This window comes from Acidocella aquatica (genome assembly GCF_030160635.1).
Lineage (GTDB): Bacteria > Pseudomonadota > Alphaproteobacteria > Acetobacterales > Acetobacteraceae > Acidocella > Acidocella aquatica.
The window spans coordinates 18,768-35,440 of sequence record NZ_BSOS01000017.1 but is presented as its reverse complement, the minus strand read 5'-3'; the positions used below and the strand labels follow the sequence as shown (position 1 = coordinate 35,440).

At 64.6% G+C, this 16,673-nt stretch carries 15 protein-coding genes; 12 read left to right on the top strand and 3 right to left on the bottom strand.

What is annotated here, in order from left to right; genetic code table 11:
• Window positions 1–157: 157 nt before the first annotated feature.
• A complete protein-coding gene (locus QQJ84_RS05320) occupies window positions 158–388 on the bottom strand; it encodes a DUF1127 domain-containing protein (protein WP_284257064.1) in 231 nt (76 codons plus the stop codon).
• A gap of 149 nt (window positions 389–537) precedes the next feature.
• On the opposite strand from QQJ84_RS05320, the gene QQJ84_RS05315 reads away from it, so the two are divergent.
• The gene (locus QQJ84_RS05315; RefSeq protein WP_284257062.1) at window positions 538–2,304 is read left to right on the top strand and encodes an aminopeptidase P family protein; all 1,767 of its coding nucleotides are present in this window, start codon (window positions 538–540) and stop codon (window positions 2,302–2,304) included.
• An 80-nt stretch (window positions 2,305–2,384) separates the two neighbouring features.
• Window positions 2,385–2,918, top strand: coding sequence for an RNA 2',3'-cyclic phosphodiesterase (gene thpR / locus QQJ84_RS05310; protein ID WP_284257060.1), 534 nt, complete (start codon window positions 2,385–2,387; stop codon window positions 2,916–2,918).
• Between the two features lie 18 nt (window positions 2,919–2,936).
• On the opposite strand, the gene QQJ84_RS05305 is transcribed toward thpR, so the two are convergent.
• Both QQJ84_RS05305 and QQJ84_RS05300 read right to left on the bottom strand, forming a co-directional pair.
• Complete coding sequence (locus tag QQJ84_RS05305) at window positions 2,937–3,161, bottom strand: GDCCVxC domain-containing (seleno)protein (RefSeq protein ID WP_284257063.1); 225 nt, start codon at window positions 3,159–3,161, stop codon at window positions 2,937–2,939.
• A gap of 80 nt (window positions 3,162–3,241) precedes the next feature.
• Window positions 3,242–4,828: a CYTH and CHAD domain-containing protein gene (locus QQJ84_RS05300; RefSeq protein ID WP_284257059.1), complete on the bottom strand. Its 1,587-nt coding sequence runs from the start codon at window positions 4,826–4,828 to the stop codon at window positions 3,242–3,244.
• A 273-nt stretch (window positions 4,829–5,101) separates the two neighbouring features.
• On the opposite strand from QQJ84_RS05300, the gene QQJ84_RS05295 reads away from it, so the two are divergent.
• The 10 genes from QQJ84_RS05295 to QQJ84_RS05250 all read left to right on the top strand — a co-directional run bounded on the left by QQJ84_RS05295 (window position 5,102) and on the right by QQJ84_RS05250 (window position 16,673).
• Complete coding sequence (locus QQJ84_RS05295) at window positions 5,102–6,088, top strand: efflux RND transporter periplasmic adaptor subunit (protein ID WP_284257058.1); 987 nt, start codon at window positions 5,102–5,104, stop codon at window positions 6,086–6,088.
• Window positions 6,085–7,020 carry an ABC transporter ATP-binding protein gene (locus tag QQJ84_RS05290; RefSeq protein WP_284257057.1) on the top strand — a complete coding sequence of 312 codons (936 nt, stop codon included), beginning with the start codon at window positions 6,085–6,087 and terminating at the stop codon, window positions 7,018–7,020. The genes QQJ84_RS05295 and QQJ84_RS05290 overlap by 4 nt, the downstream gene beginning before the upstream one ends.
• On the top strand, window positions 7,017–7,958 hold the full coding sequence (locus QQJ84_RS05285) for an ABC transporter ATP-binding protein (protein WP_284257056.1): 942 nt from the start codon (window positions 7,017–7,019) through the stop codon (window positions 7,956–7,958). The genes QQJ84_RS05290 and QQJ84_RS05285 overlap by 4 nt, the downstream gene beginning before the upstream one ends.
• Complete coding sequence (locus QQJ84_RS05280; protein ID WP_284257055.1) at window positions 7,955–9,091, top strand: ABC transporter permease; 1,137 nt, start codon at window positions 7,955–7,957, stop codon at window positions 9,089–9,091. Before QQJ84_RS05285 ends, QQJ84_RS05280 begins: the two co-directional genes overlap by 4 nt.
• A gap of 4 nt (window positions 9,092–9,095) precedes the next feature.
• Window positions 9,096–10,223, top strand: a complete 1,128-nt coding sequence (locus tag QQJ84_RS05275) for an ABC transporter permease (RefSeq protein WP_284257054.1) — start codon at window positions 9,096–9,098, stop codon at window positions 10,221–10,223.
• Between the two features lie 50 nt (window positions 10,224–10,273).
• Entirely contained in the window at window positions 10,274–10,852 is a 579-nt protein-coding gene (locus QQJ84_RS05270; RefSeq protein ID WP_284257053.1) for a nitroreductase family protein, read from the top strand.
• 65 nt (window positions 10,853–10,917) lie between these two features.
• On the top strand, window positions 10,918–13,395 hold the full coding sequence (locus QQJ84_RS05265) for a Lon protease family protein (protein ID WP_284257052.1): 2,478 nt from the start codon (window positions 10,918–10,920) through the stop codon (window positions 13,393–13,395).
• Window positions 13,392–14,117, top strand: a complete 726-nt coding sequence (locus QQJ84_RS05260; protein ID WP_284257051.1) for a hypothetical protein — start codon at window positions 13,392–13,394, stop codon at window positions 14,115–14,117. Before QQJ84_RS05265 ends, QQJ84_RS05260 begins: the two co-directional genes overlap by 4 nt.
• On the top strand, window positions 14,114–15,487 hold the full coding sequence (locus tag QQJ84_RS05255; RefSeq protein WP_284257050.1) for an NAD(P)/FAD-dependent oxidoreductase: 1,374 nt from the start codon (window positions 14,114–14,116) through the stop codon (window positions 15,485–15,487). The genes QQJ84_RS05260 and QQJ84_RS05255 overlap by 4 nt, the downstream gene beginning before the upstream one ends.
• A complete protein-coding gene (locus QQJ84_RS05250; RefSeq protein ID WP_284257049.1) occupies window positions 15,480–16,673 on the top strand; it encodes an NAD(P)/FAD-dependent oxidoreductase in 1,194 nt (397 codons plus the stop codon). The genes QQJ84_RS05255 and QQJ84_RS05250 overlap by 8 nt, the downstream gene beginning before the upstream one ends.

Genomic DNA, 16,673 nt, shown 5'->3' with positions numbered 1-16,673 from the left:
CCAATGGGAACGCCACGCGACACTGGACTGCTGAAATACAAAATCCGCGCCACGAAAAACAGGGGGAGCATTGCTCTCCCTGTTTTTTTCTGAAGGCGATGCATGTTTTTGGCTTGCTTAACCGGGCGAACCTCAAACGATCGCACTCAAGTCAGGTTTAGAAGCCTTTAACGGCCTCATGGATGGTAGCGCGGCTCAGGCCGATATCTGAGAGTTCGCGGTCGGAGAGGCTTTCCAGCTCCGCTTCCGCTTCCCGGCGCTTGCGCCAGGCCTTGTAACCATCCAGCAGGCTCTTGTGCCGATTGGCCGCCACATATGGGCGCTGGCGCGCGAACAAAAGCTCACCGAACTTGCCGAAAGAGTAATGGTTCTTGATAGTGGTCGTCATGATGGTCACCTGTTTTTTCCTGCATAACGGCCGGTTCAACGTGATCCAGCAGCGTTTATGCTGCACTGCACATAACACGGCCCGTGTGTTTTCAGGCAAGTTTTGGTACCAGCGCAGCTATGCGACGAATGCATAACCAAGGATAACCCATGACATCAGAACATAATACGCGGTTAACCGCCTTGCGCGCCGCTCTCAAATCCCGAGGGCTGGATGGGTTTTTAATCCCCCGCGCCGATGAGCATCTGGGTGAATACGTGCCAAAATCGGCGGAACGGCTGGAGTTCATCACCGGTTTCAGCGGCAGCGCCGGGCTGGCGATTGTGCTGCCCGCCATCGCGGCGGTTTTTTCTGACGGCCGTTACACCTTGCAGCTTGAACAACAGACCGACCCCGCTTTGTGGGAGCGCCTGCACATGAGCGAAACCAAGCCGGAGGCGTGGCTGGCCCAGCATGCCAAGGGCCTCGCCATCGGCTACGACCCCTGGATGCTCAGCGCCGACAGCCTCGCCCGCTTTGCCGCCACCAAGATGGTGGCCACCAAAACCAATCCGGTGGACGAGATCTGGGCCGGGCGCCCGGCCCAGCCAAGCGCCCCCGCCGTGCCGCACCCTGAAATTTTCACCGGGGAGAGTTCCAGCGCCAAGCGCGCCCGGCTGGGCAACGCGTTGCGCGAAGCCGGCCAGGATGCCGCCATCCTCTCCGACCCTGCCTCTCTTGCCTGGCTGTTCAACATTCGCGGCGCGGATGTTGAGTTCACGCCAATCGCCTTGGGCTTCGCCCTGTTGTTCGCGGATTCCACCGCAACCTTGTTTATGTCCGGCGAAAAACTCCCGCCCGGGACCCGCGCGCATCTCGGCCCTGATGTCGCCCTGGCCGAGCGCGCCGCTCTGCCAGCCGCCCTGGCTTCCCTGGCGGGCAGAACCGTGCGCTACGACCCCGCCGCCATGCCAGTGTGGTTTAAAACCACGCTGGAGGCCGCAGGCGCCAAAATCGCCGAGGGCCCGGACCCGGTGGCGTTGCCGCGCGCGCTGAAAAACCCGGTGGAGCAGGCCGGCGCGCGCGCTGCCCACCGGCGCGATGGTGCCGCCATGGTCCGATTTCTGGCGTGGCTGGCGAAGGCTGCCCCGATGGGTGCGCAAAGCGAAATTTCCGCGGCTGAAGCCCTGCTGGGCGAGCGCGCGGGCGAGCATAATTTTAAGGGCGAGAGCTTCCCCGCCATATCAGGCGCAGGCGAGCACGGCGCCATCATCCACTACCGGGTCACCCCGGAGAGCAACCGCCCGATAAGGCCCAACGAAGTCTACCTCATCGATAGCGGTGGCCAGTATCTCGATGGGACCACCGATATCACCCGCACGATCTGGACCGGCCCCGGCCCCGCGCCTGATTTGGTGCGCGAACATGTCACCCGCGTCCTCGCCGGGCATATCGCGCTGGCGCAGATGCTTTTCCCCGAAGGCGTGGCCGGCGCGCATATTGACGCCTTTGCCCGCGCGGCCCTCTGGCAGGCGGGGCTGGATTACGACCATGGCACCGGCCACGGCGTCGGCTCGTATCTCTCGGTGCATGAGGGCCCGGCCAGCATTTCACGCGCGGCGAAACCCGTGGCGCTGCAGGCGGGGATGATCCTCTCCAATGAACCTGGCTTCTATCTCCCCGGCGCCTACGGCATCCGCCTGGAGAACCTCGTGCTGGTGCAGCCGGCTGATTTTCCGCCACAAACGCGCAAGTTTTTATGCTTTGAGACTCTTACCCTTGCTCCGTTTGACCGCGCGTTGATTAACCCGGCGCTGCTCACCGCCCCGGCGCTGGAGTGGCTCAACGCCTACCATGCCAGGGTCTACGCCGAGCTCTCCCCCAGCCTGCCCGCCGGCGCCCGGGACTGGCTGGCCGCGGCCACCGCCAAAATATAATCATTGACCGGGCAAACGCCGATATTGCAAAATTCTAAAACGCGATTCGCGTCCGACCCCAAGCCAAAGGTGGCCGAACCATGCGCTTGTTCGTTGCCCTCGACCTCCCCTGGGAGGTTAAAGAAGAACTTGCAGATTTTTCCTGCAATATTCCCGGCGCACGTTGGGTGCCGACCGAGAATTTCCACCTCACCCTGCGTTTCATCGGCGAGGCCAACCGCCTGCAGGCCGAGGAAATTGATCTCGCGCTGGCAACCCTGCGCGGCCGCAGCTTTTCCTTTTGCCTCTCCGGACTCGGCTGGTTTGAGAAATACGGCCGGGTCTCGATGCTCTGGGCCGGGGTGGAGCGCAACGCCGACCTGGCCCGATTGCAGGCGAAGGTGGAAACCGCGCTGCACCGCGTCGGCATCCCGCCCGACCGGCGGCGATTTACCCCGCATGTCACCCTCGCGCGGATGGACACGCCCGTAACCCCGGCCGTCACCAGCTTTGTGCAGGCGCATAATCTGTACCGTTCCGCGCCGATACGCGCCGATAACGTGACGCTGTTCAGCTCGTTTTTAGGCAAGGACCAGCCGACTTATACGCCGGAGGCGGAATACGCGCTGGGGTAGGGGGCTGTTCGTGATTATTTACGCGCAGCAGCCATCTCTACCGCCCGCCATTTGAACCGGCGGGCACGCCACGGTGCCATATGAGCAAAACACGCAGCAGTCGCCCGGCTTGGGGCGCAACAATGCGCCACAGCCAGTGCATTCATAAAAATACTGACAGGCGTTGACCGGCATGGTTTCGGTCTTGGATACGCCGCACTGCGGGCATGTGATGGTGGACTCAAGGACAATGGCACCACTCATATGAAAATACACCTTATTTGATTTGCATAAAAAACTGAATCCCGGCTGACAGCGCATTCTCGCCCTTAAATCATCACGCTCTATTCAAACGGCTTCAGCCTGCGAACTTTCTTCCACATCCGGCGCAGCCCCTCGTCATCTTCCACCGCCCCACGCGCGCACCAGCCGATCACAATTCCCGCCGCGCGGCTGGCCGCAACATCATCGCCCGCGTCCAGCCGCAAGGCCAATTCGCGCGCCACCGCCAGATCGTTAAAAACCCCAAGCCGGTCCTGCAGTTTTGATAATGACTTGCCATAGGCCGCTATCTGTTTGCGCGCATCGAACAAGCCGCCGAATAAATCCACCGTGTAGCGCAGTTTTTTTAGATCTTTCCGTAACTCATGGCGCTGCTCCGCCGAAAGATGCGTGATGTTCTTGCCATCGCGCAACAGCCTGCGATGCAGCCGCGCCAGGCTGGTGTCCGCGAAATCCCTTGCTGGAACGCTAAGTTCTGGAAGCGCCTCGCCCGCCAGCGCGTTGCGCCAGCCATGCGTGGCGGCGAACCCCTGTAGGCTGAGCACAAAACGCAGCGTTTCGGCAGCACCCAGCAAGCTACGCACCGCGTCATGCCCCGCTATGCGATATTGCGCGACTCCGGCCAGCAATGTCTCGAAACCGGCCTCACCGGGAAACGCCGCGGCGGGGCCGGTTTTTAGCAACTCGGCAAACACATCCCAGTTGCGCGCCTCGCCCATGGCGTTGGCGATATTCCTGGCTTGTTCACGAAAAACGGTAAAACCGGCAGATGGAAACGCGCGCTGGAACAATCCCAGCACCGAGCGCAGCCGGCGCATCGCCACCCGCATCTGGTGGACCGCCTTCACCGCATCGCCGGACTCAAACGCCGGCCAGTTGGCGATGAATTGCCCCAGACATGCATTGATCAAGGCACCGATCGCGCCATCGAGCACCGGCTCACCCTGCAGCCCCGCGACCGCGCGCACCGCCTCCGGCGCCTTGCCCGAGGCCAGCGCCGCCCCCCGCTCGGCCTTGCTCAGGCTCTCCAGACGTGCTGGAAATGCCGCCACGAAATCCAACCCCAGGCGATACAATGCCCCGGCGTCGCCGGATTTGAACTCCATCTCCACTTCGCGCACCGGGCAGGTTTTATCCCCCGCGCTGATCACACCGGAATCAAACGCCATCTCGATCGTGCCGGTGCCATCATGCAGCAGCCGGACCACCCGCTTGATATCGCTGCTATAGACCGCCTCCAGCTTGCGCCCTGCGGTCAGCCGGATAATCGCCTGCGCGATCTCGGGCGGCAGAAGGGCGATATCGAGCTCCGGTGTGGGGCTTGCGGCCTCAACCTCGCCGCGCTCGAACCAGCCTCCGGCAAAACTGCCAGTCCATTTAAACGTGATCACATGGCGCCGGTTCACCGTGCGCACGCGCAGGCTTGCCTTGTGGCGCGCCAGATCGCCCGCCGCCGTATCAAAATACACCGCCATCAGCCGCCTGGCGCGCGGCCGCCTCACGGCCGGGTCGAATTTTTCCCATTGCTGCGCCGCATTGAAGGCCGGGGCGGTGAGCGCGAATTTCAGCTCCGTCTCGCGCATTGCGGCGCTCACCGGCGGAATTTCCGGGGTGCCTGGCAAAGCGCCGATGGTCTCTGGTGCGGTCAAAATATTGGGTCCGTCAGCTGGAGGAGTAACCCGGCCGTGCTAAAATCAATCGGGGAGAGCTTAGAACGGATGCGGCCCCTTGTCCAAAACCTCCCAACGCCAACATGGTTGTTCTCGGCGCAATTCCCGGCATAATCATATGGCATCGCCCCGGTTGATCCAGGTCAAGGTCTGCGCCGCTTGGCTGGGCTATATAAAAAGAACAAGGAGTTGCCCGAAAATGCTGGCAGATCATTCCGTGTTTCACATCCTGGCAGCATGCGCTGACAACACATGACTGGCTGGAAAAACCTGCTGCTGTATGGTGGCGCCGTTGTTGTTATCGCGGGCGGCCTGGCTTTTTGGTATGCGCCGGGTTTGTTCGGCCCCGCGCCGAATGCGGGGCAGATCATCGTCTCTGGTAATATCGAGGCGCATGAGAGCGTCCTTAGTTTTAACGGCGTGCAGGCGCCGATCGTGGCGCTGCCTTTTGATGAAGGTGCGGCCATACAGGCGGGCACCGTGCTGGCCCAGGTGGATGACCGCCTCTACCGCCAGCAGGTGGCCATAGACACCGCCAATTTAGAGACCGCCACCGCCCAGGTTGCCGTGAGCCAGAGCAACCTCATTGCCGCGCAAAGCACGCTGGCCAGCGACCAGTTTGACCAGATTCAGAAGCAGCAGGACTATCAGCGCGCCCAGGCGCTGGTGAACACCCGCACGATCTCGGTGCAGGCACGCGACCTCGCCCGCACCGCCGCCCAGCAGGCCACCGCCACCGTGGCACATGACAGCGCATTGGTGCAGGTGGCGCAAGCCAATATCGGCCTCGCCAAGGCCAACGAGGCCGCCGCCCAGGCGAGGCTGGGGCTGGATGACATCACCCTCTCCTACACCACGCTGCGCGCGCCTTTCAGCGGCGTCATCGCCGTGCGCGAGGCGGAGCTGGGCCAGCTCGCCGCCCCCGGCGTCGCCATCGTCACGCTCGATGATCTTGGCCATGTCTGGCTGCGCGCTTATGTCAATGAGCCGGACCTTGGCAAAATCCGCCTTGGCGAGGCCGTGGACGTCACCACCGACACCTACCCCGGCAAAACCTACGCCGGGCGCATCAGCTTCATCTCGCCGGTGGCTGAATTCACCCCCAAAACAGTGGAAACCTATGCCGAGCGGATCACGCTCGTCTACCGGGTGCGGATCGACATCGCCAACCCAACCCATGAGTTGCTCCCCGGCATGCCCGCCGACGCCAAAATCGCGTTGCTGCCCGCCGGGCAATGAATAACGGGGCCGCCGTCATCGCGCAGAACCTGGTGCGCAGCTTCGGCGCCACGGCGGCGGTGAGTGATGTCAGCTTCAGCATTCAGCGTGGCGAAATTTTCGGCTTCGCCGGGCCGGACGGCGCGGGGAAAACCACGGTCATGCGGATGCTGGCAGGCGTACTCCGGCCTGATTCCGGCGGCATCGCCGTGGAGGGCATTGACGTCATCGCCAACCCAGAGGGGATAAAATCCCTGCTCAGCTACATGCCGCAGCGCTTCGGCCTCTATGAGGACCTGACCGTTGCCGAGAACATCTTCTTCTATGCCGAGCTGTTCTCCGTGCCGCGCAAAATCCGCCTCGCCCGCGCGCGGGAGCTGCTGGAAGCGGCGGGGCTGAGCCCTTTTCAAAAACGCCTTGCCGGGCAGCTCTCGGGCGGCATGAAGCAGAAGCTCGGCCTGGTCTGCGCACTCATCCACACCCCCAGCGTATTGCTGCTGGACGAGCCCACCACCGGGGTCGACCCTGTCTCGCGGCGCGATTTCTGGGCCATTCTCTACAATCTGCGCGAAAGCGGCGTCACCATCGTGCTCTCCACCGCCTATATGGACGAAGCCGAGCGCTGCTCGCGCCTGGCACTGATGGATGCTGGCAAAATCCATTATTGCGACACGCCGGCCAGGCTGAAACAAGCGATGCCGGGGATGCTGCTCGCGATCACCGCGGCAGATCCCCGCGCCGTCCGCGCGGCCCTCGCCGATGCCCCCGGCGTGCTCGGCCTGCTGTTGATGGGCGACCGGGTTAATGTGCGCGTTGACGATGCGGCCCGCCGCGCGCCGGAGCTGCGGGCCAGGCTGGATGCCCAAAACATCGCCGTCACCGGCATCAGCCGCATCGAACCCGCCATCGAGGATGTGTTCGTGGCCCTGGTTGGCGGCGGAGCCCCGGCATGAACGCCGCCCCCGCCGTCATCGCCCAGGGGCTGACGAAAAAATTCGGCGCCTTCACGGCGGTGGACCATCTGGACCTCTCGATTGCGAAAGGAGAAGTCGCCGGTTTCATCGGCCCCAATGGCGCGGGAAAATCCACCACCATCCGCCTGCTTTGCGGCCTGCTGCGCCCCACCTCGGGCAGCGCCAGCGTCGCGGGATATGATATCGTCCGCCAGCCGGACATCGTGCGCCTGCACATCGGCTACATGTCGCAGAAATTCTCCCTCTACGGCGACCTCACGGTGCATGAGAACCTGCGCTTCTTCGCCGGTATCTATCAGGTGCCGCGCAAGCAAATCCCGGAGCGCATCGCCTTTGCCGTGTCCATGGCGGGGCTTGAGGGGCGCGAGGGCGCGCTGGTGCGCACGCTGGCCGGGGGATGGAAGCAGCGCCTGGCGCTGGGCTGCGCCATATTGCACCGCCCTCCGGTGCTGTTCCTCGACGAGCCAACCTCCGGCGTGGAGCCCGAGGCGCGGCGCCGCTTCTGGGACCTCATCCACACCCTGGCGGCTGATGGCGTGACCGTTCTGGTCTCCACCCATTACATGGACGAGGCCGAATATTGTAACCGCATCGCGCTGATCGACGCGGGGAAGCTCATTGCCATCGGCAGCCCCGGCGAGTTGCGCCGCCATGACCTTGGCGGGCAGCTCTTCGAGCTGGAGTGCCCCACGCTGGGCGCCACCCTGGCCGCCACGCGCCAGGCGCCAGGCGTCATCGAGGCCGCTATTTTCGCGGACAAGCTGCATGTGCTGCTGCGCGCGGGCACCAGCGGCGAGGCGCTGCTCGCCTACCTCGCCGCCCAGGGCATGGAAGCCGGCCCCATCCGCGCCATCGTGCCCAGCCTGGAGGATGTGTTCGTGCAGCTCGTCTCCCGGCGGCAGGAGGCCAGCCCATGAACCTGCGCCGCATCCTGGCCATCGCCTACAAGGAGACCTTGCAGGTCTGGCGCGACCCGCGCAGCCTCGCCATCGCGCTGCTCATGCCGCTGATGCAGATGGTCCTGCTCGGCTACGGCATCAGCCTGGATATCAAACATGTGCCCTTGTGCATTTACGATCAGGAGAACAGCCAGACCAGCCGCGAAATGGTGCAGGATTTCACCGCCTCCGGCTGGTTCAGAACCACCGCCATCCTTAACAGCGACCACGGCGTGCGCGCCGCGATGGATGACGGCACCTGCATCGGCGCTTTGGTGATTCCGGTGAGCTTCTCACGCGTGCTGGCGCAGACGGGCCAGGCCGAGGTGCAGGCGATATTTGACGGCACGGACGCCAACACCACCAACATCGCCTCCGGCTACGCCCAGGGCGTCATCGCCCAGACCGCCGCCACCTTCGCCAGCCGGTGGGACGCCCAGCACGGCGTCCGCCCGCCCACGGCCGGCAGCATCGGCCTGCAATCGCGCGTCTGGTTCAACGAGACGCTGGACAGCCGCAATTTCATCATCCCCGGCGTGGTCGCGATCATTCTCGCCCTGGTTGGCGCGCAGCTCACCTCGCTCACCGTCGCGCGTGAGTGGGAGCGCGGGACCATGGAGCAGCTCATCTCCACCCCGGTAACCTCCACCGAGCTGATGATCGGCAAGCTTAGCCCGTATTTTGTCATCGGCCTGCTCGATGCCGCGTTCTGTCTGCTCGCCGCCGCCTTCTGGTTCGAGGTGCCCTTCCGCGGCAGTGTGTTCACGCTCATCCTCACCACCGCGCTGTTCGGCGTCGTCGTCATGGGCATCGGCTATCTGCTCTCGGTGCGAATCCACAACCAGCTCGGCGCCAGCCAGATCGCGCTGATGGTCACGATGCTGCCCATCGCCATGCTCTCGGGCTACACCTTCCCCCTCGACCAGATGCCCGCCTCCATCCGCGCCATCAGCCTGCTGGTTTACGCGCGCTACTACGTCACCATTTTGCGTGATGAATTCCTCAAGGGCAGCTCGCTCACCGAGATGGCAAGCTCGGTCGCCGCGCTGCTGCTCTACGCGGTGGCGGTGCTCTGGCTGGCCGCCCGCGCCTTCCGCAAGCGGCTGGATTAGCGCCGTGCTGGACCGTCTCTACGTCATGTTCATGAAGGAGTTCCTGGAACTCAAGCGCGACCGCTGGGCGATTTTCCGCCTCGTCGTGCCGCTCATCCTGCAGGTGGTCATCTACGGCTACGCCGCCACCTTCACCATCAGCCATGTCGCCACCACCGTGCTGGACCTCGACCACAGCAGCGCCAGCCGCGCCCTGCTCTCGCGGTTTTACGCCACCGGCCGCTTCAATATCGTGGACATGGCCGCCAGCCAGGCGCAGGTCACGCGCGATATCGACACCGGCACGGCGACCGTCGCCATCATCATCCACGCTGGCTTCGCCCGCCAACTGCTCAACGGCCAGGGCGCGCCCCTGCAGGTCATCGTCGATGGCAGCAACTCCAACACCGCGCTCATCGCGCTTGGCTATGTCAGCCAGATCACCGCCCGCTTCCAGGCCGGCGCCATGGCCAGTGCCTGGCCGCAACCCGCCACGCCGCCGGGCGGCATCACGGTCTCGCTGGAACAGCGCCCCTGGTTCAACGAGGGGCTGAACGATGTCTGGTTCTTCATCCCCGGCGTCATCGGCACGCTCACGCTGATGCAGGTCGTCAGCCTCACCGCTTTCGCCGTGGTGCGCGAGCGTGAGCTGGGCACGCTGGAACAGATCATGGTCAGCCCGATCCGGCCGTTTGAGTTTATCCTGGGCAAGACCGTGCCGTTTTTTTTGATCGGCCTGGGGGATGTCGCCCTGGTCACCATTTTCGGTACGCTGTGGTTCGACATCCCCTTCGCCGGCAATCCGCTGGTCCTGCTGCTCGGCGCCACGCTCTTCCTGCTCGCCGCGGTCGGTCTCGGCCTGCTGCTCTCCACCTTCTCGCGCACGCAGCAACAGGCTTTCGCGTTGAACTTTTTCTTCATCAATCCTTTGTTCACATTATCCGGCTTCGCCTTTCCCATCGCCGCCATGCCGCGGGTGCTGCAATGGTTCACCTTGATCAACCCGCTGCGCTATTTTCTTGTTGTTGTCCGCGCCATCTTCCTTAAAGGCGTGGGGCTGGGCGCGCTCTGGCCAGACCTTGCCGCGCTGGCCGCGCTGGCGGCGGGCATGCTTGCCATCAGTATTCTTCGCTTCCGTAAATCCTTGGATTAAATGGAAAACCACCGTAAAAGCGATCCGCCTCGTAAATCAGGAGTGCCAGCATGACGCGCCATTTGAAGCCGCACGATCTCCCCCCGCCCAACCGCGAAGGCGGGATGCCATTGCGCAATGCCCTCAACCTGCGCCATTCCACGCGCAGCTACTCATCCAAGCCCATCCCCGAGCAACTCCTCTCCGATCTTTTATGGGCCGCCTGCGGCATCAACCGCGAAAACGGCGACCGCACCGCGCCCTACTGGCGCCATGTCATGGTCATGGATATCTATGTGGCCATGGCGGACGGCACCTGGCTCTATGACCCGGCCACCCACCGCCTGCTGCCGCATCTGCCGGCTGACATCCGCGACGCAACGGGCCTGCAGGATTTCACGGGCGATGCGCCGCTCGACCTCATCTATGTCGCCCATGGCGAGCGCATGGAAGTGCCGGAGGTGGAACGCCGCCTCTATGCCTCGGTGGATGCCGGCTGTATCGGGCAAAATGTCTACCTCTTCTGCGCGGCGGAGGGGCTTGCCACCGTCTTCCGTGGCGCCATTGAGCGGGAAAAACTCGCCCAGACCCTAAAATTGCCCAAGGAGCAGTTTGTCACCTTCGCGCAGACCGTCGGCTACGCCGCATAAATCCAAATCACAAATTCAAACAGGGGCGCCAAGCCCCGGAGCTTAAAAACGAAGTGAGGAAATAAATGCCCACAGAGACACGCGCCGTTCTTCCCTCCCTGGCCGTTGCGCCCGCGCTGCTGCGCCGCCCCGCCAATCTTGCCGCGCTTACTTTCAAAACCACTGCCGAATGTCCGCCGATGGATGGCTTCACCGGCCAGAAACGCGCGCTGGACGCCGTGCGTTTTGGCAGCCGCGTCAGTAAGCCGGGTTTCAATCTGTTTGCCATCGGTGCCCCCGGCGCGCGCATGCAGCAATCGGTCGAAACCATGCTCGCCTCCGCCCGCGCAGACCGCCCCGCCCCCTCGGACTGGGTCTATGTGCATAATTTCGCGGCGCCTCACCGCCCCACCGCCATCGGCCTGCCGGCCGGGCGGGCGCCGTTGTTCCAGAAGGCGATGCACGAGCTGATCGAGGATTTAAAGTCTGCCCTGCCGATGGCCTTCGAGAGCGAGGACTACCAGAAACGCCGCAGCGCCGTGGACGAAGTTTTCCAGAAAAAACAGGCCGACGCCTTCACCGCGCTGCGCGACAAGGCGGAGGCCGCCCAGCTCGTGCTGCTGCGCACCCCGCTTGGCTTCGCCTTTGCCCCGGCCAAAAATGGCACGGTCATCTCCCCGGATGAATTCCGCACCTGGGACGAGGCCAAGCAGCGGGAGGTGCAAAAAACCATCGAGGCCCTTGAGCCTGAGCTGGAGCATATCATGCACCAGTTCCCCGCCTGGGAAAAAGTCCGGCGCGAGGAGGTGCGCAAACTCAACCGTGACACCGCGAGCCTCACGATCGCCCCGCTGATCGAGGACGCCAAGACCAAGTTCGCCGACATGCCGCAGGTGAGCGCGCATCTTGAGGCGGTGCGCGCCGACCTGATCGAGAACATCGGCATGTTCATTGTCAAACCCGAAGGCGAGGAAGCGCAGAGCGCCGCCATGGGGCCGGGCGGCCCGTTTGACCGTTACGAGGTCAATGTCATGGTCAGCCATGACGCCACGGCAACCGGCGCGCCCATTGTGCAGGAGATGCACCCCACGCTGGGCCATCTCACCGGGCGCATCGAATATATGTCGCAGCAGGGGGCGCTGCTCACCAATTTCCGCCTCATCAAACCCGGCGCCATGCACCGCGCCAACGGCGGCTACCTGCTGCTCGACGTGCGCAGCCTGCTCACCGAGCCGTTCAGCTGGACGGCGCTGAAACGCCTGCTCAAGCAGGGCGAGATCGTCATCGAGGATGTCAACCACTTCCTCGGCCTCACCAGCACCGTCACGCTGGAGCCGGACCCGATCCCGCTGGACCTGAAAATCGTACTCTTCGGCGACCGCATGCTCTACTATATGCTCGCGATGTACGACCCTGAACTCACCGAGCATTTCAAGGTCCTGGCCGATTTCGAGGATGATTTCGACCGTTCGGAGGCCAATGAGATGGCGATGGCGCATATCATCGCCAATCTCGCCTACGAGGATAAGCTGCGCCCGCTGGAATGCGAGGCCGTTGGCCTGATTATCGAACAGGCCGCCCGGATGGCCGAGAATTCCGGAAAGCTCTCCCTGCTCACCGGCGAATTGCGCGACCTGATTATTGAAGCCGACTTCCGCGCCGGCGAGGCGGGGCGCACGGTCACCACGCGCGCCGATGTGCAAAAGGCGCTTGATGAACAGATCCGCCGCGCCGCGCGCCTGCGCGACCGCTCGCAGGAATCCATCCTGCGGGAAATCGCCCTTATCGACACGCAGGGCGCGCGCACCGGGCAGATCAACGGCCTCAGCGTGCTGCAACTTGGCGGCTTCGCCTTTGGGCGGCCCTCGCGCATCACCTGCCGCGTGCGCCCCGGCAGCGGCAATGTGCTGGATATCGAGCGGGAGACAAAACTCGGCGGCCCGATCCATTCCAAGGGCGTGCTGATCCTCTCCGGCTTCCTCGCCGGGCGCTTCGCGCTGGATACGTCGATGTCCCTCTACGCCAGCCTGGTGATGGAACAATCCTACGGCGGCGTGGAAGGCGACAGCGCCTCCTCCGCCGAACTTTATACGCTGCTCTCCGCTCTGGCGGATGTGCCCCTGCGGCAGGATATCGCGGTGACCGGCTCGATCAACCAGCAGGGCGAGATCCAGGCCATCGGCGGCGCCAACGAGAAAATCGAAGGTTTTTTCGATATCTGCGCCAAGCGCGGCCTCACCGGCACGCAGGGCGTGGCGATCCCCAAATCGAACGTGCAGCACCTCATGCTGCGCCAGGATGTGGTGGAAGCCTGCGAGCAGGGCCGCTTCACCATCTACGCGATCGGCACGGCGGATGAGGGTATCGCGCTGCTCACCGGCATAGCTGCGGGTGAGCGCGGGGCGGATGGCAGGTTTACCTCCGGCAGCGTCAATGCAAAAGTGGAAGACCGGCTGCGCGCCTTCGCCAGCATCCGCCAGCATTTTGGCGATTCCAAACCGCCCGCGGCCGCGCCCGAACCCGTGCCCGCTGCGCCACCCGCTCCGCCGCCGGTGGCGCCATGAGCAGCGCCGGCCCGCCGTTCAAACGCATCGTCGTTGACCTGCATTGCAGTGGCTGCGACCGGCTGATCGTGCAGCAGGCCGCCGAATTCGCGCAGATGTTGCAACTGGAGCTGTTTGGCCGGTTTTTCGCTGATCCCGCCCCCGCTCGTCTTGCCGCCCTGCCTTTTGCGCGTGAATTCCGTGTTGGGGAACGCGCCTGGGCGCCGCTGGAAGGGGACAATGTATCTCTTGAGCTCTCGCTCGCCATCGCCGCGGCGGAGCGCCTGTTCACGCAAATGTCCGCTGCCGCCGCCATCCCCCGCCGTTTTCAGATTATCCACGACCAGGATGTTCTGGAGCAGCCGATAGACGGCCGGGGCGAGAGCATCGCCGTGATCCATCAGAGCGGCTATGCCAGCGAATCGTTTGACCGGACACTGGAAAGCGCGTTTCAGACCGCCGCCAGCGTGTTGATCCTGCCCGGCGGTGCCGCGCCAAAATCCGGCCCCATCCTCGCCGTCATCACCGGCCCGAACGACCCCGCGGCGGGCATCGCCGCCGCCCTGGCCAGCGCTGCCGGAGAGCGGCTGCTTCGCCTGGATGCTCAGGCGGGCACCGCCGCGCAAGTGCCTGATGCCCGCCTCATCGTCGCCAGGCGCGGCACCTTCAGCAACGCCACGCTGGCGCTCATCGCCGCGCGTAAAAAAACCCCGGTCCTGGTGGTCGACACGGAACCGGCATGACCGCCCCAAGCTTCGATATCGCCATCATCGGCGCCGGGGTGGTCGGCTGCGCCGCGTGGCGCGCGTTCACCCTCGCCGGGCTCAGCTGCGTCCTCATCGAGCGCGAGGCGGACATCATCTCCGGCGCCAGCAAGGGCAACAGCGCCATCCTGCACACGGGGTTTGATGCCACGCCCGGCAGCCTTGAGGTTGCCTGCATGCGCGAGGGCTACCGGCTGTACCGCGAAATCCACGAGCGCCTGGGCCTGCCGCTGCTGGAAACGGGCGCCATGGTCGCCGCCTGGAGCGCGGAGGAGCTGGAAAAGCTCCCCGGCATCGTCACGCAGGCGCACCAGAACGGCGTCATGGACGTTACCCAGATGACCGCCGCGCAGGTGCGCGCCCGCGAACCCGGCCTGGCCGATGATGTTAAAGGCGGCGTCTGGATTCCCGGCGAAGCCCTGATCGACCCCTGGTCCGCCCCCTTGGCCTACGCCCGGCAGGCGCTTGCCAACGGCGGCACGCTGCGCCTCAACGCCGAGGTCATCTCCGGCAGTTTCACCGGCGGCGCCTGGACCCTGAACATCAAAAACGACGCCCCCATTCAGGCGCGCATCGTAATCAACTGCGCCGGTAATTTCGGCGATCTGGTGGAGGCCATCGCCCGCCCCAGCCCCTTCACCATCACCCCGCGCAAGGGCCAGTTCGTGGTGTATGACAAACCAGCCCACGATCTTGTGCAATCCATCATCCTGCCGGTGCCCACCGCGCGCACCAAGGGCATCGTCATCACCCGCACCGCGTTTGGCAACCTGCTGGTCGGCCCCACCGCCGAGGACCAGCCCGAGCGCCGCCTCGCCACCACCGAGACCGCCACCCTCAACGCCCTGCATGCAGCCGGATGCCGCATGCTGCCCGCGCTCTCGGGCATGGAGATCACCACCGCCTACGCGGGTCTGCGCCCCGCCACCCAGTTCAAGGACTATCAGATCGAGGCGCTGCCCGCGCGAAATTGGATCACCGCCGGGGGCATCCGCTCCACGGGGCTGACCGGCGCGCTCGGCATCGCGCGGCACATGAGCGGCCTCTACGAGGAGCATTTCGGCACGCTCAAACCACTGCCCAGCCCGCTTTGGCCCCGTGTCCCCAACCTCACCGAGGCCCTGCCGCGCCCATACGCGCAACCTGGCCGCTCGGAGATCATCTGCCATTGCGAACTGGTCACGCGCGATGAAATTGCCGCCGCGCTCGCTGGCCCGCTCCCCGCCGGGTCCATCGGGGGCCTGCGCCGGCGCACCCGCTGCATGATGGGCCGCTGCCAGGGGTTTTATTGCAGCCGCCGGGTTCTGGAGCTCGCCGCCCCCCACATCCCTGGTCTCGCCGATGCATAATGTCACCATCATCGGCGCCGGCCCCGCCGGGCTCACGGCCGCCCGCGTCCTCGCCCAGGCCGGTATCCGCGACGTGCAGGTTCTGGAGCGCAACCCGCACCCGGGCGGCCTGCCCCGGTTTTGCGATCACCCAGGCTGGGGCGTTTGGGACATGCACCGTCTCTACAACGGCCCGCGCTATGCAGCCGAACTCATCCGCCGCGCGGCGGGGGCGGATATTCTCATCAACACCACCGTCACTGCCATGGAGCCCAATGGGCATCTCCACATCAGCACGCCAGGCGGCCCCGAATATCTGCAAAGCCGCATTGTTTTGCTTGCCACCGGCATCCGCGAAAAACCGCGCGGCGCGCGGCTGGTCTCGGGCACCCGGCCCTGGGGTGTCACCACCACCGGCGCCTTCCAGGAAATGGCCCAGGCCGGGCAGATCCCCTTCCGCCGCCCGGTCATCATCGGCTCCGAACTCGTCGCCTTCTCAGCCCTCCTCACCGCCCGCCATGCCGGCATCAAACCCGTGGCCATGCTCGAACCCGGTCCGCGCATCCTCGCCCGCCGCCCGGGCGGTTTTTTCGCCCGCGCGATTTTTGGCGTCCCGGTGCGCACCAACACGCAATTACTGGAAATCCGTGGCATCGACCGCGTGGAATCCGTGCTGCTTGAGCGCAACGGCCAGCGCGAGGAGCTCGCCTGCGACGGCGTGATCTTTACCGGGCAGTTCACCCCCGAAGCATGGCTTCCGCGTAGCGCCGGGCTGCAAATTGATCCCGCGACCAACGGCCCCGCCATCGATAATTTCTTCCGCTGCTCCGACCCCGCCTATTTCGCCACCGGCAATCTGCTCCGCCCGGTGGAGCACTCAGGCTTCGCGGCGCTGGAGGGCGCGCGCGCCGCCGCGCAGATTTTGCGCGCCCTGCGCGGTGAGCTGCCACCCCCGGACGCCGCCATCCCGGTCACCCCCGGCGGCGCGCTGCGCTACATCTACCCGCAGCGCATCATCCCCGGCGGCGCGCAAATCCAGCTTTACGGGCGTGCCAGCCATGCCCACAAAGGCCGCCTGCGTGCCATGGCCGATGACAGGCTGGTCTTTGAGCGCCTCATCAGCATCCTGCCCGAGCGCCGCATCAGCCTCACCCTGCCCAGCTCCGCCCTCGCCGGGCGCAAATCCCTGGCCGTGATACTGGATTAG